The organism is Spirosoma oryzae, from assembly GCF_003002825.1.
In the GTDB taxonomy this organism is placed as follows: domain Bacteria; phylum Bacteroidota; class Bacteroidia; order Cytophagales; family Spirosomataceae; genus Spirosoma; species Spirosoma oryzae.
Genome location: NZ_PVTE01000009.1, coordinates 1 through 17307 on the forward strand (window position 1 = coordinate 1; position 17307 = coordinate 17307).

The 17307-nt window shown below is 55.6% G+C and carries 13 protein-coding genes and 1 pseudogene; 8 read left to right on the plus strand and 6 right to left on the minus strand.

The genetic code is table 11. The features are described from left to right. Positions 1–398 precede the first annotated feature (398 nt). Positions 399–683 carry a hypothetical protein gene (locus CLV58_RS11765; RefSeq protein WP_106138014.1) on the plus strand — a complete coding sequence of 95 codons (285 nt, stop codon included), beginning with the start codon at positions 399–401 and terminating at the stop codon, positions 681–683. A gap of 27 nt (positions 684–710) precedes the next feature. On the opposite strand, the gene CLV58_RS11770 is transcribed toward CLV58_RS11765, so the two are convergent. From CLV58_RS11770 to CLV58_RS11780, 3 genes are all read right to left on the minus strand, one after another. Next, the gene (locus CLV58_RS11770; protein ID WP_106138015.1) at positions 711–1280 is read right to left on the minus strand and encodes a helix-turn-helix domain-containing protein; all 570 of its coding nucleotides are present in this window, start codon (positions 1278–1280) and stop codon (positions 711–713) included. Positions 1281–1283: 3 nt separating this feature from the next. Then, the gene (locus tag CLV58_RS11775; RefSeq protein ID WP_106138016.1) at positions 1284–3566 is read right to left on the minus strand and encodes a TonB-dependent receptor; all 2283 of its coding nucleotides are present in this window, start codon (positions 3564–3566) and stop codon (positions 1284–1286) included. Between the two features lie 79 nt (positions 3567–3645). Further along, on the minus strand, positions 3646–4098 hold the full coding sequence (locus tag CLV58_RS11780; RefSeq protein WP_106138017.1) for an HYC_CC_PP family protein: 453 nt from the start codon (positions 4096–4098) through the stop codon (positions 3646–3648). A 119-nt stretch (positions 4099–4217) separates the two neighbouring features. Here CLV58_RS11780 and CLV58_RS11785 point away from each other — a divergent pair, with 119 nt between their 5' ends. The 5 genes and pseudogenes from CLV58_RS11785 to CLV58_RS11805 all read left to right on the plus strand — a co-directional run bounded on the left by CLV58_RS11785 (position 4218) and on the right by CLV58_RS11805 (position 12041). Continuing rightward, positions 4218–4814: a Crp/Fnr family transcriptional regulator gene (locus CLV58_RS11785; RefSeq protein WP_106138018.1), complete on the plus strand. Its 597-nt coding sequence runs from the start codon at positions 4218–4220 to the stop codon at positions 4812–4814. Positions 4815–4899: 85 nt separating this feature from the next. Beyond that, on the plus strand, positions 4900–5862 hold the full coding sequence (locus tag CLV58_RS11790) for an NAD-dependent epimerase/dehydratase family protein (protein ID WP_106138019.1): 963 nt from the start codon (positions 4900–4902) through the stop codon (positions 5860–5862). A 77-nt stretch (positions 5863–5939) separates the two neighbouring features. Next, positions 5940–7409, plus strand: a pseudogene (locus tag CLV58_RS11795) (DASH family cryptochrome). 273 nt (positions 7410–7682) lie between these two features. Then, positions 7683–8189 (plus strand): cold-shock protein, encoded by a 507-nt coding sequence (locus CLV58_RS11800; protein WP_106138020.1) that lies wholly within the window; start codon positions 7683–7685, stop codon positions 8187–8189. Between the two features lie 243 nt (positions 8190–8432). After that, the gene (locus tag CLV58_RS11805) at positions 8433–12041 is read left to right on the plus strand and encodes a CRTAC1 family protein (RefSeq protein WP_245882309.1); all 3609 of its coding nucleotides are present in this window, start codon (positions 8433–8435) and stop codon (positions 12039–12041) included. A 153-nt stretch (positions 12042–12194) separates the two neighbouring features. On the opposite strand, the gene CLV58_RS11810 is transcribed toward CLV58_RS11805, so the two are convergent. Then, positions 12195–12704 carry a DUF4494 domain-containing protein gene (locus CLV58_RS11810; protein WP_106138022.1) on the minus strand — a complete coding sequence of 170 codons (510 nt, stop codon included), beginning with the start codon at positions 12702–12704 and terminating at the stop codon, positions 12195–12197. A gap of 168 nt (positions 12705–12872) precedes the next feature. Here CLV58_RS11810 and CLV58_RS11815 point away from each other — a divergent pair, with 168 nt between their 5' ends. Both CLV58_RS11815 and CLV58_RS11820 read left to right on the plus strand, forming a co-directional pair. Beyond that, positions 12873–13559, plus strand: coding sequence for a thioredoxin domain-containing protein (locus CLV58_RS11815; protein WP_106138023.1), 687 nt, complete (start codon positions 12873–12875; stop codon positions 13557–13559). Positions 13560–13761: 202 nt separating this feature from the next. Continuing rightward, positions 13762–14304 carry a YceI family protein gene (locus CLV58_RS11820; RefSeq protein ID WP_106138024.1) on the plus strand — a complete coding sequence of 181 codons (543 nt, stop codon included), beginning with the start codon at positions 13762–13764 and terminating at the stop codon, positions 14302–14304. A 111-nt stretch (positions 14305–14415) separates the two neighbouring features. Here the strand turns inward: CLV58_RS11820 and CLV58_RS11825 are convergent, their stop codons facing one another. Next, a complete protein-coding gene (locus CLV58_RS11825) occupies positions 14416–16455 on the minus strand; it encodes a M3 family metallopeptidase (protein ID WP_425443517.1) in 2040 nt (679 codons plus the stop codon). 240 nt (positions 16456–16695) lie between these two features. Beyond that, positions 16696–17220 (minus strand): acyl-CoA thioesterase, encoded by a 525-nt coding sequence (locus CLV58_RS11830; protein WP_106138026.1) that lies wholly within the window; start codon positions 17218–17220, stop codon positions 16696–16698. Between the last annotated feature and the right edge of the window lie 87 nt (positions 17221–17307).

Below are 17307 nucleotides of genomic sequence, written 5' to 3' on the forward strand. Positions count from 1 at the left end.
CGTAGCCGAAAGCCTGCATGGTGAGCAATATTGTGATGTGAGATACCACAAAATTGCTCAACTCGTCAGGCTTTCCCTATTTTCGGATAGACTCTTAATATCATAAAATATAACAATAGTTATATTCACTAAAAATCACCATCAACGCAATGACCTTTCTCCATCTACCTCGCCTATCTACTACAGCAATTCTGCTGTGCCTTGTTGGTTTAATTAGTTGCGGACGCTCATCCCAGTCTGGCGCGGACCCGACACCGCAATTACCTCAGCCAACCAACCAACCTTACCCGCAAAGCGACGGCGCGCCTATCACACCTATCTTCGGAAACTATACCGCCAGCTGGTATGAAGAATCATCCGATCGGACGAATTATCCGATTAATAATCAGACAGTATCGTTGAGCATTAGTCCAGTTGCGGGCGATACAGTACAGGTATCTATCCAAGCAACGAAAAACGGCAAGTTCTCACCGGGGCAGAATCTTACGTACACTAAAGCGGTCGTTATCAGTAGGATCTTTACGGACGGCAGTGTTACGTATTACGTATACCTGACACAACCTACGCAGGAAAGCTGTGGCTATAACACACTATACATCTACTCGAACACCACAATGGACTACTTTTTCGTTCCACCGGGTAACCGCCCCTGCGTAGGCTCCCGTATCCGCCTGCTCAAATAATAGTTGAGGCTTCTTCACCGGCACACTCTACAGTGTGTCCAGGCTGCGCCGGTCGGCCTGGGCGGCTTTGCGAAACTGCCCCGGCGTCTGCCCGACGACCTGCCGAAACTGATTCGACAGGTGCTGAACGCTGCTGTAACTCAACCGCCACGCCATTTCACTGAGGGTCATTTCCCCGTACCGCAGCCACTCCTTTACCTTCTCGATCTTCAGTGCGATCACGTATTTTTCGACCGTCTGCCCCTCGCTGGCCGAGAACAGGCTACTGAGGTACGAGTATTCATAACCTAGTTTACGCTCCAGAAAGGTCGATATGTTTTCCGTTGGCAGGCGGTCGCCCTTTAGGTGCTGTATTTCGTTGATGAGAAGGACTTTCGTGTACTCGACCAGCGACTGCCGCCGATCTTCGACCAGGTCAAACTCGTTGGCCTGCAACACCCGGCGCACATCGTCCATCGTCACGGATGGTGGTAGTTCACCAATCTCGACTTCTCCGAGGTCGACCCGCCCGACCGTCAGGCCCAGCGTTTCGAGTTCGTCGCGCACCACCCGTTTGCAGCGGTTGCAAACCATATTGCGAATCATCAGCGTCGTCATTGGCTAGCGTTGGGGTTTAAAGCGGAAACCAACATAGACCATCGCCCCCGTAATCGGGCCCCACACCTGCGAACCGGCGTCGAAGCTGGCGCTGTATGGATCGCTGGGATTGATAATCGGGTTGGTTTGCCGGAAGCCGGTCAGGTTTTCGCCACCCAGATACACTTCCCAGCCACTGCGAAACGCCCGACTGACCTGCGCGTACAGCGTCGCGAAACCGGGCGAATAGGCGATGGGCATGTTTTCGTAACTCGTATGCACGTAACCTTCGCGCAGGTACGGAATCCGGCGGGGACCGTTCCATTGCAGCGTAGCGTCAAACTTCCACTTGTCGAACGGCAGGGCGTAACCCGCGTTGAGCAGCACCCGGTCGCGCGAAACCATCATCTTCGGCAGCAGGCGCGACTCGCCAAACGGACCGCCCATCGTTTGCTGCACGTCGAACAGGCGGTAGGCCACTTTGACGTCGAACCGGCGCGCGGGCTGTACGTTCAGTTCGGCCTGAAAGCTGTTCGCGTAGGACTGAGCACTACGCCCCTGACTGTTCAGGTTGTAGAAATGAATTTCGCGCGGATGGTCGACGTCGACGATCAACTGATTCTGGAACGTCGTTCGGTGATAATCGACCACAAACGACGATTTCATACCCAGCAGCTGAAAATCCTGACTCAGGCTCAGGCCGTAGTTCCACGAGATTTCGGGTTGCAGCGTAGACTCATTGACAATGGCCCGCGAACTGACGAAGTAGCCAAAGTTCTCGATGAGCAGATTCGGCACCCGGAAACCCCGCCCACCCGACGCACGGAGTGTCAGGCTGTTACTCAGGTTGTATTTGAGGTGCGCACGCGGGGTCCACTGCGCGCCGAACAGGTTGTGATAATCGAACCGGCCACCCAGCACCAGCGTCAGCTTATCGGAATCGGTATAGGTGTACTCGGCGAACACGCCCGGTACCGACTCTGTCCGGTTTTGCTGAATCGGGGTCAGCGACTCGCGGTAATCATCGAGCAGATAGCTTAGTCCCGCCTTGTAGGTGTGGTTGGTATTGCCGATGATGTTCTGGTAAATCAGGTTGGCGTAGAGCGTACGCTGCTGCCCCAGGTACGGCCGGTAGCCGAAATTCGCCGTCTGGTCGTGGGTCAATCCGTTCAGAATCAGGCCCAGCCCTTTGTACGGTTTATCCGGGAAGAGAATCGCCGTTTTCGAGAAAAATTCGAGCCGTTTAGTTGTGTTGCCGAAATCGTACCGCGTTGGTCCGAAGCGCGACAGTTGTCCCCCGTCGCGATTGTCGTACAAAGCCTTGACGCCAACCTGCGCCATAAACCGATCACTGCTGTATTTGTAGCGGTTGATGGCGTTGAGCTGCGTGTACAGCGGTAAATCGCGAAAGCCATCGCCGTTCTGGTCGATCTCGGCCTGTTGCGTGCTGGCGTGTCCCAGGACACCGACGCTCCATTTTTTGTTGATTGGCTGCGACCAGTTGACGTTCCCTTCGAACCGGCCGAAACTGTTGGCGTAGCCGTTGAGAAACAGGCGATCGGGCGAATCGGGCTTCTGTAGTTCGATGTTCATCTGCCCACTCATGCTCTCGTAGCCATTCACCACCGACCCGGCCCCCTTGCCGACGTCAATGCTCGTAATCCAGGTGCCGGGGATGTAGTTCAGGCCGAAGGTCGTCGCCAGTCCGCGAATGGTCGGGATGTTCTCGACATTGGTTTGTACGTACTGCCCGCCCAGTCCCAGAAACTGAATCTGCTTGGCCCCGGTCACGGCATCGGCAAACGACACACTGACCGACGCATTCGTTTCAAAGCTTTCCGACAGGTTGCAGCAGGCGGCTTTGGCGAGTGTGCGTTGCGTGATGAGTTCGGTCTGGATGGGATTGATCCGGTCGATCTGCCCCGGCGAACCCGACACGGTGACAGCCGCCAGTGTCCGTGCGGCCCGTAACGTGGCCACCACAGCCTGCGCTGGATCGGCGATGGTCAGGGTATCGGATTGGTAACCAACGTAGCTGACAACCAGTCGCCGGGCAGCGTCGACAACGGGCAGCGCGAACCGCCCTACTGAATCAGTTGAGACACCAGTCGTCGTACCGAGCCAGTACACATTAGCCCCGACGAGGGGTACACGTTTGTTGGAGACGGTCTCCCCCACGGTGCCGCGCAGCAGCGTAACGGTCCGCAGCGTGTCAGCGGGTTGACCGGATGAAGTAGAAAGCGTATCAGACTGCGCCAGACCCGGTACAGACACCGCCAGCAACAATCCTAAAAGCAGATAATGCATGAAGAATCGGATTGGTAAACGAAACAGAAAAGCGGCTGCATCCGGCCGGACACAGTCGTAGCTTAGCGAATCAAACCAATCAGATCAGGAGGGTTTGTACGAACGTGAGAATGGCACGCCCGGACAAGGCAAAGGGAGGGGAATCAGAAACGCTGGCAACCGTGCTCTGTTGGTTGAAAAGCCAACCCAGCAGGTACTTGACAAGGGTAATAGCGCCCGCCACGACGGCTTCGGTGACAACCTTGACGAAGTGGGCAATCAGCTGGCTCAACGACGACGATGTTTCGACGTTGTCGTACGACAGTTCATCGTCGCAGCAGTCGGTTTTCTTGACCATCGTCTGCCCCGTTGGTTTCGTCTGGACATCGCTGGCGCAGGTTTTGGCCGGTGTCTGTTTGCTGAACGCGACAACGAGTGTCTTTTTCTTCCCGCGCATCTGACAGGTATGCTCAACGAGACCAAAGCCGGTACTGCTTAGCAGCACGACGCAGGCCATCAGGACGTTGAACAGTTGACAGAGTGCACGTTTCATAGACGGGTCAAAAGTAAATCTGCCCGGTAAGATTTGCAAACCAGCGCATTCGAAAGGGGGAAATTCTGCACGGCTACCCCTGAATCGTGTTAGCTTTCCAGCAACAACTCACTCACGTTATGTATACACTCGTTCAGGCAGCTACCCAGCTCCGTCAGCAGATCGATCAATTTACACCCTTATCCGACGACGAATGGGCCAGACTGGTCCCGCACCTGACCATTGTGACGCTGCAAAAGCAACAGACCTTTGCCCGGCAGGGCATCACAGCCGACCGGATTGGCCTGGTGCTCGACGGGGCATTGCGGCAGTTCTACACGAAAGACGGCGACGAGCGCACAACGTATTTTTTCTTCGAGCACCAGCTTACCGGAGCCTACATGAGCTGCGTAACAGGTCGGCCGTCGCCCGTCACGATCGAAGCCCTCACACCGACCACCTGCGTCAGCTTTCCCTACGCTGTATTCCACGATTTGCTCGAAACGTACCCCGGCTGGCAGCGGTTCGGGCGGTTACTGGCCGAGTACCTGATGGTTGCGCTGGAAGAACGGATGGCAAGTCTGCTGCTTCTTAGTCCCGAAGAGCGGTATCTGTCCCTGCTGGAAGGGCCGTATAAAGACCTGCTTCAACGCGTCCCCCAACATTACATCGCCAGCTATCTGGGCATCACGCCCGTCAGTATGAGTCGCATCCGCAATCGTATCCGACCGCGTTGAGTGCATTCCTTATCTTTTGTTATCGTTTTGGCGCGTGAGCCAGCCGCACCTTTGTCGTAGCAATCACCCGCAAACAGCCAACGACATGCACACGATCTTAGGAGCCGGCGGACACGCATCCGGCGCATTGACCCGCGAGCTTATCAACGCCCAGTTACCCGTTCGGCTCGTTAGTCGCCGACCCATTTCGACCGACGCTCCCAATGTAAGCTGGCTACCGGCCGACCTGCTCAGCTATAATGAGCTGGTGAAAGCGACGAAAGGCGCTACCGTGCTCTACCTCTGCCCCGGTCTGCCCTATGACAGCACCGTCTGGCGGCAACAGTGGCCGACGATCGTTCGCAACGCCATCGACGTCGCCAAAATCAACCAGGCCCGGCTGATTTTCCTGGACAATGTTTATATGTACGGACTGGTCGACGGCCCGATGACCGAGCAAACGCTTTACAACCCCATGAGCCCGAAAGGCGAGGTGCAGGCCCAGACGGCAACGACACTGCTGGACGAGGTCAGGGCCGGAAACATTCGGGCCAGCATTGCCCGATGCCCGGACTTCTACGGCAGCGGAGCCAGCAGCTTTTATGACGCCACCGTACTCGACAAGTTTGCCAAAGGACAGCGGGCGCAGTGGATCGGGCGGGTCGACAAGCGGCATAGCTATCTGTATTTACCCGACATCGGCAAAGCCATGTATTTGTTAGGGCAGCGACCGGAAAGTGACAATCAAATCTGGCACCTACCCACCGCCCCTGCCCTGACCGGCCGGGAGTACATCAGCCTGGCAGCCGCTGCCTTTGGTGTACCTGATCGCTATATCGCCTTGCCCAAACTCGCCGTTCAGTTGACAGGGCTGTTCATACCATTCATGAAAAATCTGGCGGAAGTATTCTACCAGTACGACCACGATTACGTATTCAACTCCGATAAGTTCGAACAGGCATTCGACATGCAGCCAACCAGCTATCTTGATGGTGTTACGGCCCTCGCCGATAGCCTGCGGCAACCGACGACAGCCCCAGCGAAGCCTTTGTCGCTGGTAGCCCGTTAGCTCCGGCAGAACATCAACCGCCACAGGCAGTTTGTAACAGCACGGCCCCGGTCCGACGAAGGATGGGGTTGTGCTGTATGAAAAAGACGATTATCTACTGGTTCCGCAACGACCTGCGCCTGCATGACAACGAAGGGCTGTACCGGGCGTACGACGATGCCGAGATCATGCTGCCTGTTTTTGTAGTCGATCCGCGATCCGTTGCCCCGATTCCCGGCATCGACGCACCGAAGGCCGGGCCGCACCGCATCCGGTTTTTGCTTGAATCGCTACACGACCTGCGCGAATCGCTGCGCAAACGGGGCAGCGATCTGCTTATCCGGCTGGGCGATCCGGTTGAGGAGTTGGCAAAGCTAGCCAGGGAACAGGGGGTAACCGCCGTCTATGCCGGTCAGGAAGCCACCACCGAGGAAATCGATCTGGAACAGCAACTGGCCAAACGGCTCAAGGCCGATCACGTCGACCTGCGGCTGTTCTGGATGCTGTCGCTCTACCACATCGACGACCTGCCATTCGACGTATCGGAACTGCCCGATGCCTACCGAGACTTCCGACGGGGCTGCGAGAAAGAAGCGCATGTCCGGCAGGTGCTTCCCGAACCAACCATCAGCCCGATTCCTAATGGCATCACTGCCGGCAAGCTACCGACGTATACGAGTCTGGGCATGACTAAACCTAACGTCGATAAGCGGGCGGCCATCAAATTCACGGGTGGCGAAACCGAAGCGCTCGCCCGACTGCACGACTACATCTGGGAGCGCGACCAGTTGCGGAATTACAAATACACCCGCAATCAGCTACTGGGCGACGACTATTCGAGTAAGTTCTCCCCCTGGCTGGCTAACGGTTGCCTGTCGCCCCGGCAGGTGTACTGGGAGGTGAAGCGATACGAAACCGAACGCGTCAAAAACGTATCGACCTATTGGCTGGTGTTTGAGCTGATCTGGCGGGATTATTTCCGCTTTCAGGCCGCGAAACAGGGTACCCTGATTTTCCAGGCAAAAGGTCCCCGGCAGGTAGCGGTAGCGGGTTGGACGAAAAACAAAGCCTTGTTTTCAGCATGGGCCGCCGGGCAAACAGGCATTCCCTTTGTCGACGCGGGCATGCGCGAGCTTAACGCGACGGGGTACCTGTCCAACCGGGCCCGGCAGAACGTAGCCAGCCTGCTCATCAACCGCGACGGCAAGCCCGACCTGAGCGTGTGGTGGCCGTGGGGCGCAGCCTACATGGAAAGCCTCCTCATCGACTACGACCCGGCCAGCAACTGGGGCAACTGAAACCTGGTCGCTAAAGTGGGGGCCGACCCGCGTAACGACCGCTATTTCAACATCTACACCCAGGCCACGAAATACGACGCGAACGGTGACTACGTAAAGCTGTGGTGCCCCGAACTCAAAAACGTCCCTGCCGATAAGTTACAGTTACTGTCGCTCAATAGTCCCGGCGAATTGGCGGGCTGGGGCGTCACGCTGGGGAAGAACTACCCGAAACCGCTGGTCGATCCGCAAAAGTGGACCCGCCGGAAAGTGAAAGCTACGAAAACCTGACGGCGCTGGAAACATAACAGCCAGCCGCAGCAGCCTTGGAGAACTTATGCGCCTGCCGTACGGTTGTCAATAAAGAACTCACCGCTTCAGCTCATCCGGACTTCTTATTTAACCTCAACCAGGTTTGCCACGATTTGCTGACGACTGATTTCTGTCCGATTCAGCAATGTCGACTGGCTTCTACAGTCCGCTTTCCTTTCAGGTCTGAATTGCCCAGACAGTGCTGTCCGGAACAGGACTATTTTTTTACACACGCTAGCAATACGAGTAACTATGGGCGCATCGAGCGAGACCTTCAGTAAACGAGAAAAAGAAAAACAACGTCAGAAAAAAAAGCAGGACAAACAGGAGAAGCGCGAAGACCGGAAGGCTAACGCGATCAAAGGGCAGGGCCTCGATCAGATGATGGCCTATGTTGATGAGTACGGCAACATAACGTCTACCCCGCCGAACCCAAATCGCCGGAGTACCGTGGCGCAGCACGATATCGCGATAAGCACAGCCCGGCGGGAAGCCGAACCACCCCAGGACCTAATTCGTCGGGGAACAGTCACGCGCTTCGATTCGTCGAAAGGCTACGGCTTTATCCAGGATGGGCAAAGTCAGCAGAGCGTATTCGTACACCAGAACGAGTTGATCGATTCAATCCAGCAAAACGACAAGGTTACGTTTGAGATCAAGATGACCCCCAAAGGTGCCAGCGCCATCAACGTAAAGAAATGGGTCAACGAACCGGCTCCGGCTCCAGCCGCTGCCGACGAGCCAACCAGTCAGTCCTAACGTAGTATGGTAGTTGCTCTCTGTCAGCAACTATCACCTCGTATACACGCTCGGTTACCGAGATCGAAAGCCCAGCCATACGCCCGAGCGTGTGGCTGGGCTTTCTGTTTGAACCCATATCGGTACTACTGTAATCGTTATGATTTATCTTCCCTTGAGCGTATTTTTGTCAGCTACGATTTTGTCAAAAACACTCAGCCGATCCGCATTCCGCGCAATTCTTCCGTAATCAGCCTAACCCCCGTGAAACCGACCCTTTTGTTTGTGCTGCTGGCCCTGCTGCTGACCAGTTGCGAGAAGCCCCTCTTCACGCAGCTCCCCGCTGACGATACCGGCATCACCTTCGCCAACCGCATTGTCGACAACGATTCGATGAACATCATCGACTTCGAATATATCTATAACGGCGGGGGCACCGCCATCGGCGATTTCAACAACGATGGGCTGGCCGACATTTTCTTTACCGGCAACCAGGTAGCGAACCGCTTATACCTGAACAAGGGGGATTTCAAGTTCGACGACGTCACCAAAACAGCGGGCGTCGACGGGGGCGGCAAATGGTGTTCGGGCGTAGCCCTGGTCGACATCAACAACGATGGCTGGCTCGATATTTACGTTGGCGCGACGGTGAGTAAAGTCGCCAGTCGGCGGGAGAATATGCTGTTTGTCAACCAGGGTTCGACAAACGGACAACCGCCCGTGTTTCGCGAAATGGCCAAGGAGTACGGCATCGCCGACGACGGTCACACGACCAACGCAGCCTTTTTCGACTACGATAACGACGGTGATCTCGATCTGTATGTGCTGACCAATACCATCGAGGAATACCCCAACGCCTACCGTGCCCGCCTGACAGATGGCTCGTCGATCACGACCGACCGGCTGTATCGCAACGACCCTAACCCTACGCTGGGCCACCCGGTATTTACCAATGTCTCCAAACCCGCCGGCATTCAGATCGAAGGCTACGGGTTGGGCCTGAACATCACCGACATCAACCGCGACGGCTGGAAAGACGTCTACGTAACCAACGATTACCTGAGCGACGATCTGTTGTGGATCAACAACAAAAACGGGACGTTTACCGACCGGGCACCCGAGTACGTGAAGCACACCAGCGGCTCGGCGATGGGCAATGACATTGCCGACGTCAACAACGACGGACTGGTCGATATTATGGCCGTGGACATGCTGCCGCGCGACAATTTCCGTAAGAAAATGCTCGTCGGGCCGAACAACTACCAGACGTACCTGAACAACGATCAGTACAAGCACACCTACCAGTTTGTGCGGAATACGCTGCAACTGAATCAGGGCATGGCCCGTACCGATTCGGGGGGTACGCATCCGGTGTTCAGCGAAGTAAGCCTGTTCAGCGACGTCGCCGAAACCGACTGGAGCTGGACGCCCAGCCTGCTCGATTTCGACAACGACGGCCATCGTGACCTGCTGGTTACCAACGGCTTTCCCAAAGACATTACCGACCGCGACTTTATCTCGTTCCGGGCACAGAGTTCGTCGGTGGCCACGAAAGAGTTTATGCTGGCGCAGATCCCGGTCATCAAGATCAGCAATTACGCCTTTCGCAACCGGGGCGAAGCCGGTGTTCCGACCTTTGAAGACGTAACCGAGAAGTGGGGGCTGAAAACGCCGTCGTTCTCAAACGGCGCGGCTTACGGCGACCTCGACAACGACGGTGACGTCGACTACGTGGTCAACAACATCAACGACTCGGCCTTCGTCTACCGCAACAACCTGATCGAGAGCAAGCAGCCGAAAGCCAATTACCTGCGGATGAAATTCGTCGGTGAGGGGCAGAACCGCATGGGTCTGGGCGCGATCGTTGAACTGCGCTACGGCAAAGGACAGCAGCAGGTGTACGAACATACGCCGTATCGGGGTTATCTCTCGACCGTCGAAGCCGTTGCGCACTTCGGGCTGGGCGACCAGAAAACCGTCGATGAGGTACGGATTATATGGCCCGGCCTGAACGGTGCCCCGCAGCATCAGCAGGTCCTGCGCAACGTGCCGGTCAATCAGGTGCTGACCGTCGACGCCCGTAACGCCCGTGCCCCCTACGTACCGGCAAGCCAGCCGGCCGGGCTGTTCGCCGACGTTACCGACTCACTGAACATCACCTATCGCCATTCCGAACCCGACTATATCGACTTCAACACGCAGAAACTGCTGCCGCACAAACTCTCGCAGTTTGGACCGGCCGTATCGGTGGGTGATGTCAACGGCGACGGGCTGGACGACCTGTTCATCGGCGGCTCACGGTTGAACAAAGGGCATTTCCTGATTCAGACGCTTCGCAACGGCAAGCCAACCTTTACCGAACAGGATCTACTGCCTGAACCAGCCATTGCGGGTACGATGTACGGCGGATCGGGCAACGCCAGAGATAAAGTGCAGGAAGACATGGGCACGTTGCTGTTCGATGCGGACGGCGACGGGGATGTTGATCTGTACATTGCCAGTGGCAGCGTAGAGGGTCAGGCCAATTCCACTGCCTTTCAGGACCGGCTGTACCTGAACGACGGCAACGGCAAATTCAGCCTGACACAAACTGCCCTGCCAGCCAATACGACGAGCAAGTCGTGCGTCAAAGCCGTTGATTTCGACCGCGACGGTGACCTCGATCTGTTCGTAGGTGGTCGTATCGAACCCGATCATTACCCCAAACCGGTGTCGAGCTGCCTGCTCCGTAACGACTCGCGGCCCGGTCAGCCCAGCTTCACCGACGTTACCAAAGCCGTTGCCCCCGCGCTCGTCGATGCGGGGCTGGTCTGTGATGCGCTGTGGACCGACGCCGATAACGACGGCTGGCCCGACCTGATGCTAGCCGGTGAGTTTATGCCGCTGACTATTCTGAAAAATCAGAACGGCAAAAAACTGGACGCGCTGAAAACCGACCTGGATGGTTATAAAGGCTGGTGGAACAGCCTGATCGCGGGCGACTTCGACCGCGACGGCGACATGGATTACGTAGCCGGTAACTTCGGTCTGAATGCCCGGATGCGGGCGTCGGAGCGCGAGCCCGTACGCATGTACGCGGGCGACCTCGACAATAACGGCTTCTACGATGCCATCCCAACGCTGTTTCTACCCGACGAAAATGGCGTCAGCCGCGAGTTTACGCTGCACGGGCGCGACGACCTGATTAAGCAGATGATCGTCATGCGGAAGCGGTTCCCGATGTACAAAGACTTTACGCAGGCCAGCATCGACAAACTGCTGACACCCGAAGAGCGGGAAAAGGCGGTGGTATTGGAAGCGAACTACTTACAATCGGCCTACATTGAAAACAAAGGCAACGGCACGTTCGCCATTCATCCCCTGCCCGACCTCGCACAACTCGGCCCGATTTTCGGGATGGTCGCCCAGGACGTCGACCGCGACGGAAATCTGGACCTGATGCTGGTTGGCAACGACTACGGTGGTGAAGTGCTGATCGGGCGGTACGACGCGCTGAATGGCCTGTGGCTGCGGGGCGATGGCAAAGGCGGTTTTGCCGCGCAGTCGATCGCCAGGAGCGGCTTCTACGTTCCCGGCGACGCCAAGGGACTCGCCCAGCTAACCGACGCACGGGGTCGCCAACTACTCGTAGCGTCGCAGAACCGGGGCCGACTCTGTGTCTTCCAGAATAGTAAACCGGCTCCCTCCGTCCGGCTGAAACCAACCGACGCGTCGGCGCTGCTGACATTTGCCGATGGTCGGAAGCAGAAGGTTGAACTTAGCTACGGCAGTTCGTTCCTGTCGCAGTCGGGCCGGTCGCTCTTAGTAAGCCCCCAAATCAAAGCCGTCGACATCATCGACTCAAAAGGGACAAGACGACAGGAGAAATTATAGACAGGATTACAGGATTTTCTACTATGGCTGGCGGTGTTGTCAGGTCGGGAACTTGGCAACACCGCCAGCCATAGTATTGAAAAAGGTCGGGTTTAAAATCCGACCTTTACAACAGAATAAAATCCTGTCAATCCTGTAATCCTGTCCAAAAACCTATTCCTGTTCGCTGACGACTTCGGCGAGGGGGCGCAGGTTGCGTTGTTCCTCTTCGTTGTACGGGAAAATATCCAGAATCTTCGTGATGTTGACGTCGGTGATTTCGAACGGATCGAGCGACGATTTCAGACTTACCTCCACGCGTTCATACGCTTGTTTGGGCGTTTCGGCATTGACAAGCATCACGCTCGGCGTTTTCTTCTGCTTACCGGTTTTTTCGTCGTCCAGGATAAACAGCGCTTTAACCTTGAACCAGGTTTCGCCACCGTCTTCGATCATCAGCACGTCGGCCAGTTTCATCCGCGAAATGTTCGTAATTTCAAACTCCGGCGTGTTGGCAGCAATCTCCTGATAGAGTCGACCTTCAGCATCGGTATAACTCACGGCATCGACCAGATAAGCCTCCGTGACGTTCTTTTGCTTGATAAACTCTTCGTTGCGCGTTCCGACGGTAGCGTCGTCGACAGGCTGCTGATAACGGATCTTTCCGAGAAACCAGTTGGGCATTTTTGATTGATTTAGTCTGTAATTAAAACAAAAACCGGGCGGCAAAAGTGCTTATTTTTGGGATCTGTTCGTGCTTTATTCCGCGTTGTTTTTACCACGCAACGGCCGATACACCATTGCTCTACGCCTGACAATCTATTCGCTTATCGCAGCAACTCACAAACGACAATGAAATTTATCCTCCTCTCCCTCCTGCTTGGCGCGGCCGTCTCCGGGCAGGCACAGACTGTTTCCGCCGACACGTTTGCCACACAGCTGAAACAAAGCGCACAGGCACAACTGATCGACGTACGGACACCCGCCGAATTTGCCGACGGGCATTTACCCAACGCCGTCAACATCAATTCCCAGCGTCCCGACTTCTCGCAGGCGCTGGGTCAGCTCGACAAGTCGAAACCCGTCTTCGTCTACTGTATGTCGGGCGGACGCAGCAAAGGCGCGGTCGAGACGCTCCGGGAATTGGGCTATACCGATGTGCATGAACTGAGGGGAGGCTATCTGAAGTGGGCGTCGAAGATGATGCCGGTAGCCGGCGTAACGCATTCGACAGCCAAGCCAGAGTGGCCTGTCGCCCGCTTCGACAGTCTACGCCAGAAACAGTCGCTACTGATGGTCGACGTGTACGCGCCCTGGTGCGGTCCGTGCAAGAAAATGGCCCCGGCCATCGTCAAGCTACAGCAGGAGTTTGCTGGGTCAGCGACCATTCTTAAAGTGAACGCCGACACGGAAAAACCTTTTCTGGCTGCGTATCAGGTCGATGAATTACCGACGATACTGGTCTTTCGAAACGGCAAACTGGTCGACCGCCAGATCGGCTACCGCGACGAAGCTGCCATGCGCGCCCTGTTGAAGTAACTATGTAGCCCAGACCTCCAGGTCTGGAGGCCGGCAGGTCAATTTATTCGGATGGAGACTACGTTGGCCGCTTCGCGTCCTCCAGACGTGGACGTCTGGGCTACACGAACGTCAAATTATTTTTTGGCTACCTGAACCATTCGAAACAATTACGTGTATAGACATTAAATATACATGTAACTAAGTAACACATCACTCAATCATGGAAGCACAAACAGCCACCACCTGGGTTATCGACCCCCTGCACTCAGAAATCCAGTTCAAAGTAAAACACCTGATGGTATCGACCGTGACCGGTTCATTCGGCCAGTACGAAGGTTCGGTCGAGATGGTGGGCGACGATTTTGAAGACGCCAAGATTCAGTTTTCGGCGGATATCGACAGCATCAGCACGGGCAACGAACAACGCGATGGACACTTGAAGTCGGGTGAATTTTTCGACGCGGAGCAGTTCCCGAAACTGACGTTTGAATCGACAGACATGCGCAAAACCGGCGACGATACGTACGAACTGCGCGGTAACCTGACCCTGCACGGCGTAACGAAGCCCGTCACACTGAAAGCCGAGTACGGTGGCCAGATGGTTGATTTCTACGGACAGACGAAAGCGGGTTTTGAAGTGACCGGTACCATCAAGCGGAAAGAGTTCAGCCTGACCTGGGACGGCGTAACCGAAGCTGGTGGCGTTGTTCTCAGCGATGATGTTCGGCTGGTCATGAACATCCAGGTGACGAAGCAAGCGTAGTTATACAGTTATAAAGTTGTAGGGTTGGATAGTTGTAAAGTTGGCTGACGCCGATGTTGTTCGCGTCAATCAACTCTATAACTATCCAACCCTACAACTTTATAACTCCACTTACAAAATCAGACCGCTTCGGCGCAGCATGGCTTTGGGCGACGGTTCGCGACCCCGGAACTTCTTGTAGAGCTCCATCGGGCGCTCGCTGCCGCCTTTCTCCAGTACATTCTTCCGGAAACTGTCGGCAGCGGCTTTGTTATCCAGCCCACCTTTTTCTTTAAAGAACTCAAACGCGTCGGCATCGAGCACTTCGCTCCATTTGTAGCTGTAGTAACCCGCTGAGTAACCACCGGCGAAAATGTGCGAGAACGCCGGGCTGAACGCAACGCCATCGACGCGCGGGAACAGGTTCGCCACCGAATCGACGCGGTTTTCAACCTCCGTGATGCTCTCACCCGTTGGCTTCTGACCGTGGTAATACATGTCGACCAGGCCGAAGCGAAGCTGTCGCATGTTGGCCAGACCAGCTAAGAAATTCTGGCTGGCGCGGATTTTCTCGATTAGTTCGTTTGGAATGACTTCGCCCGTCTGGTAGTGCTTGGCGAACAATTTCAGCGCTTCCGGATCGTAGCACCAGTTTTCCATAACCTGCGACGGCAACTCGACGAAGTCGCGGGGCACGCTGGTTCCGCTCAGACTTTCGTATTTGCCATTGGCCAGCATACCGTGCAGGCCGTGGCCGAACTCATGGAACAGGGTCGTCACTTCATAGAATGTCAGCAGCGACGGTTTGGTGTCAGTCGGGCGGGTGAAGTTGCAGACGTTGATAATCTGCGGCCGGATGTTCTGGTTGTTTTCAATCTTCTGCCCCTGAATGTCGTTCATCCAGGCACCGCTACGCTTACCGGCACGGGGGAAGTAATCGCCGTAGAACACCGAAACGAACTTGCCGTCTTTATCGAATACGTCGAAGGTGCGGACTTCGGGGTTATACACCGGGATGTCTTTACGCTCCTTGAACGTGATACCATACAACTTGTTGGCGACCATGAACGCGCCGTCGAGTACGTTGTCGAGCTTGAAATACGGCTTTAGCGTTTCATCGTCGAGGTCGTACTTTTCTTTCTTCAGCTTCTCGGCATAGTAGCTGTTGTCCCACGCCTGAAGTTTGTCTTCCGTGAAGCCGTTGGCTTTCGCGTAGGTCGTCAGTTCGGTCAGTTGCTTTTCAGCAGCCGGGCGGGCGTAGCCGACCAGTTCGTCGAGGAAGCTCTGCACTTTGGCCCGCGAGCCGGCCATACTTTCTTCCAGCACAAAATCGGCATGGGTTGGGTAGCCAAGCAGGTTCGCCCGCTCATAGCGCAGGTCAACGATTTTTTTGATGATCGCCGAATTATCGTTTTTGTCGCCGTGGAAGCCGCGTCCGTTAAACGCCATGTACAGTTTCTTCCGCAGTTCGCGGTTATCGGCGTACTGCATAAACGGCCCGTAACTCGGTGCCTGTAGGGTGAATACGTACCCTTCTTTCCCCTGTTTCTGCGCGGTTGCCTTTGCCGCTTCCAGCACGTAATCGGGCAAACCGGCCAGTTCTTTTGGGTCGGTCACGAGCATCGAAAATTCGTTGGTCTCGTTCAGTACGTTCTCGCCAAACTGAAGCGACAGTTGCGACAACTCCTTATCGATGGCCCGCAGGCGCTCTTTTCCTTTCTCGTCCAGATTAGCACCATTGCGGGCAAAGCGCTTGTACGCCTTTTCCAGCAGCATGTCGCTTTCGGGATCGAGCTTCAGACTGGCCCGTTTGTCGTACACTGATTTGATGCGGGCGTACAGTTTCTGATTCAGGGTAACGTCGTTGCCGTACTCGGTCAGCATGGGCGACGCTTCTTTAACGATCTTTTGCAGGTCGGGGGTCGTTTCGGCGCTGTTGAGGTTGAACAGAACCGACGTCACTTTGCCGAGCAGATCACCCGTGCGTTCGAGCGCCACAATGGTGTTATCGAACGTAGGTTCTTCCTTGGTGCTGGTGATGGCGGTTACTTCCTTACGCGCCTGCTTGATGCCTTCTTTGAGGGCAGGCATGTAATCGTCGTTGGTAATCTTGTCGAATGGAGCCGTCTGATGCGGTGTCGTGTACGGCTGTAAAAACGGATTCTGATGCATGGGAACGCGGGTCGTTTTAGACGGCGATGGTTGCGCTACGGCCGTGATAGCCGCCACGCCCAACCACAGGCCCGTCAGAGCAAGCTGTTGATGACGTAACATAGCGTGGGTTAAAATGAGTTTCCCCGCAAAATACAACAAAAACAGGCAGGGCTGGCGGGACTTTGATGAGCGGTGTAGCCTGGACCCGCGCCGGCGGACCGGTCCAGGCTACACGGCAACGCCAGGCCACAACGAAAGTTATACGGCGACACTCAGCACCTGCTGCTTGATTGCTTTGATCCGGTCGTTGAAGTCGATGTGCGGATAGTCGACGTTGGGCAGTTCCGTGGTTTTCAGAAAGTCCATGATAATCGGGTCGTGGGGAACACGCTTGCCGGTGTCGACACTGACATATTTCGAGACTGTCCAGAGCACGTTTTTCAGGTGCGTCCGGGCATCGTCGGTCATATAAAACTCGGTAACGATCGTGTCTTCGTTGTGGTAAATCAGCCGTGACGCGATACGAATCCACTCGCTAACCAGCGCGGGGCGGATGTAGGCAATCTGGTGTTGATAAACGACCCAGCTTGTCCGTAGTTCATGGAACATCTGGCCGGGGTTGAAATCGTAGAGTTTGGCAACCTGATCCTCGCGGGCGTTGAAGTAGTAGTCGAAATACTTGGCGTTGTTGAGGTGCTGAAGGGGGTCGCAGTCCTGAAAGCGGATAATCACCCGCGATTCAGTTTCGGTCGGATAGTGGCGTCCGGGATCGAGTCGGAACATAGTTGTCTGGTTTTCGGTATATGGTTTTCGGGTTACGGCGGTCCGCCGGGTCAATGATCTATCGCACGACGAGCTAGGCACCGAAAA

Excerpts from the sequence above, each read along its gene's own strand:
- CLV58_RS11770 (WP_106138015.1), bottom strand. The coding sequence starts at position 1,280 with ATGACGACGCTGATGATTCGCAATATGGTTTGCAACCGCTGCAAACGG.
- CLV58_RS11775 (WP_106138016.1), bottom strand. The coding sequence starts at position 3,566 with ATGCATTATCTGCTTTTAGGATTGTTGCTGGCGGTGTCTGTACCGGGT.
- CLV58_RS11780 (WP_106138017.1), bottom strand. The coding sequence starts at position 4,098 with ATGAAACGTGCACTCTGTCAACTGTTCAACGTCCTGATGGCCTGCGTC.
- CLV58_RS11785 (WP_106138018.1), top strand. The coding sequence starts at position 4,218 with ATGTATACACTCGTTCAGGCAGCTACCCAGCTCCGTCAGCAGATCGAT.
- CLV58_RS11790 (WP_106138019.1), top strand. The coding sequence starts at position 4,900 with ATGCACACGATCTTAGGAGCCGGCGGACACGCATCCGGCGCATTGACC.
- CLV58_RS11800 (WP_106138020.1), top strand. The coding sequence starts at position 7,683 with ATGGGCGCATCGAGCGAGACCTTCAGTAAACGAGAAAAAGAAAAACAA.
- CLV58_RS11810 (WP_106138022.1), bottom strand. The coding sequence starts at position 12,704 with ATGCCCAACTGGTTTCTCGGAAAGATCCGTTATCAGCAGCCTGTCGAC.
- CLV58_RS11815 (WP_106138023.1), top strand. The coding sequence starts at position 12,873 with ATGAAATTTATCCTCCTCTCCCTCCTGCTTGGCGCGGCCGTCTCCGGG.
- CLV58_RS11820 (WP_106138024.1), top strand. The coding sequence starts at position 13,762 with ATGGAAGCACAAACAGCCACCACCTGGGTTATCGACCCCCTGCACTCA.
- CLV58_RS11825 (WP_425443517.1), bottom strand. The coding sequence starts at position 16,455 with ATGCATCAGAATCCGTTTTTACAGCCGTACACGACACCGCATCAGACG.
- CLV58_RS11830 (WP_106138026.1), bottom strand. The coding sequence starts at position 17,220 with ATGTTCCGACTCGATCCCGGACGCCACTATCCGACCGAAACTGAATCG.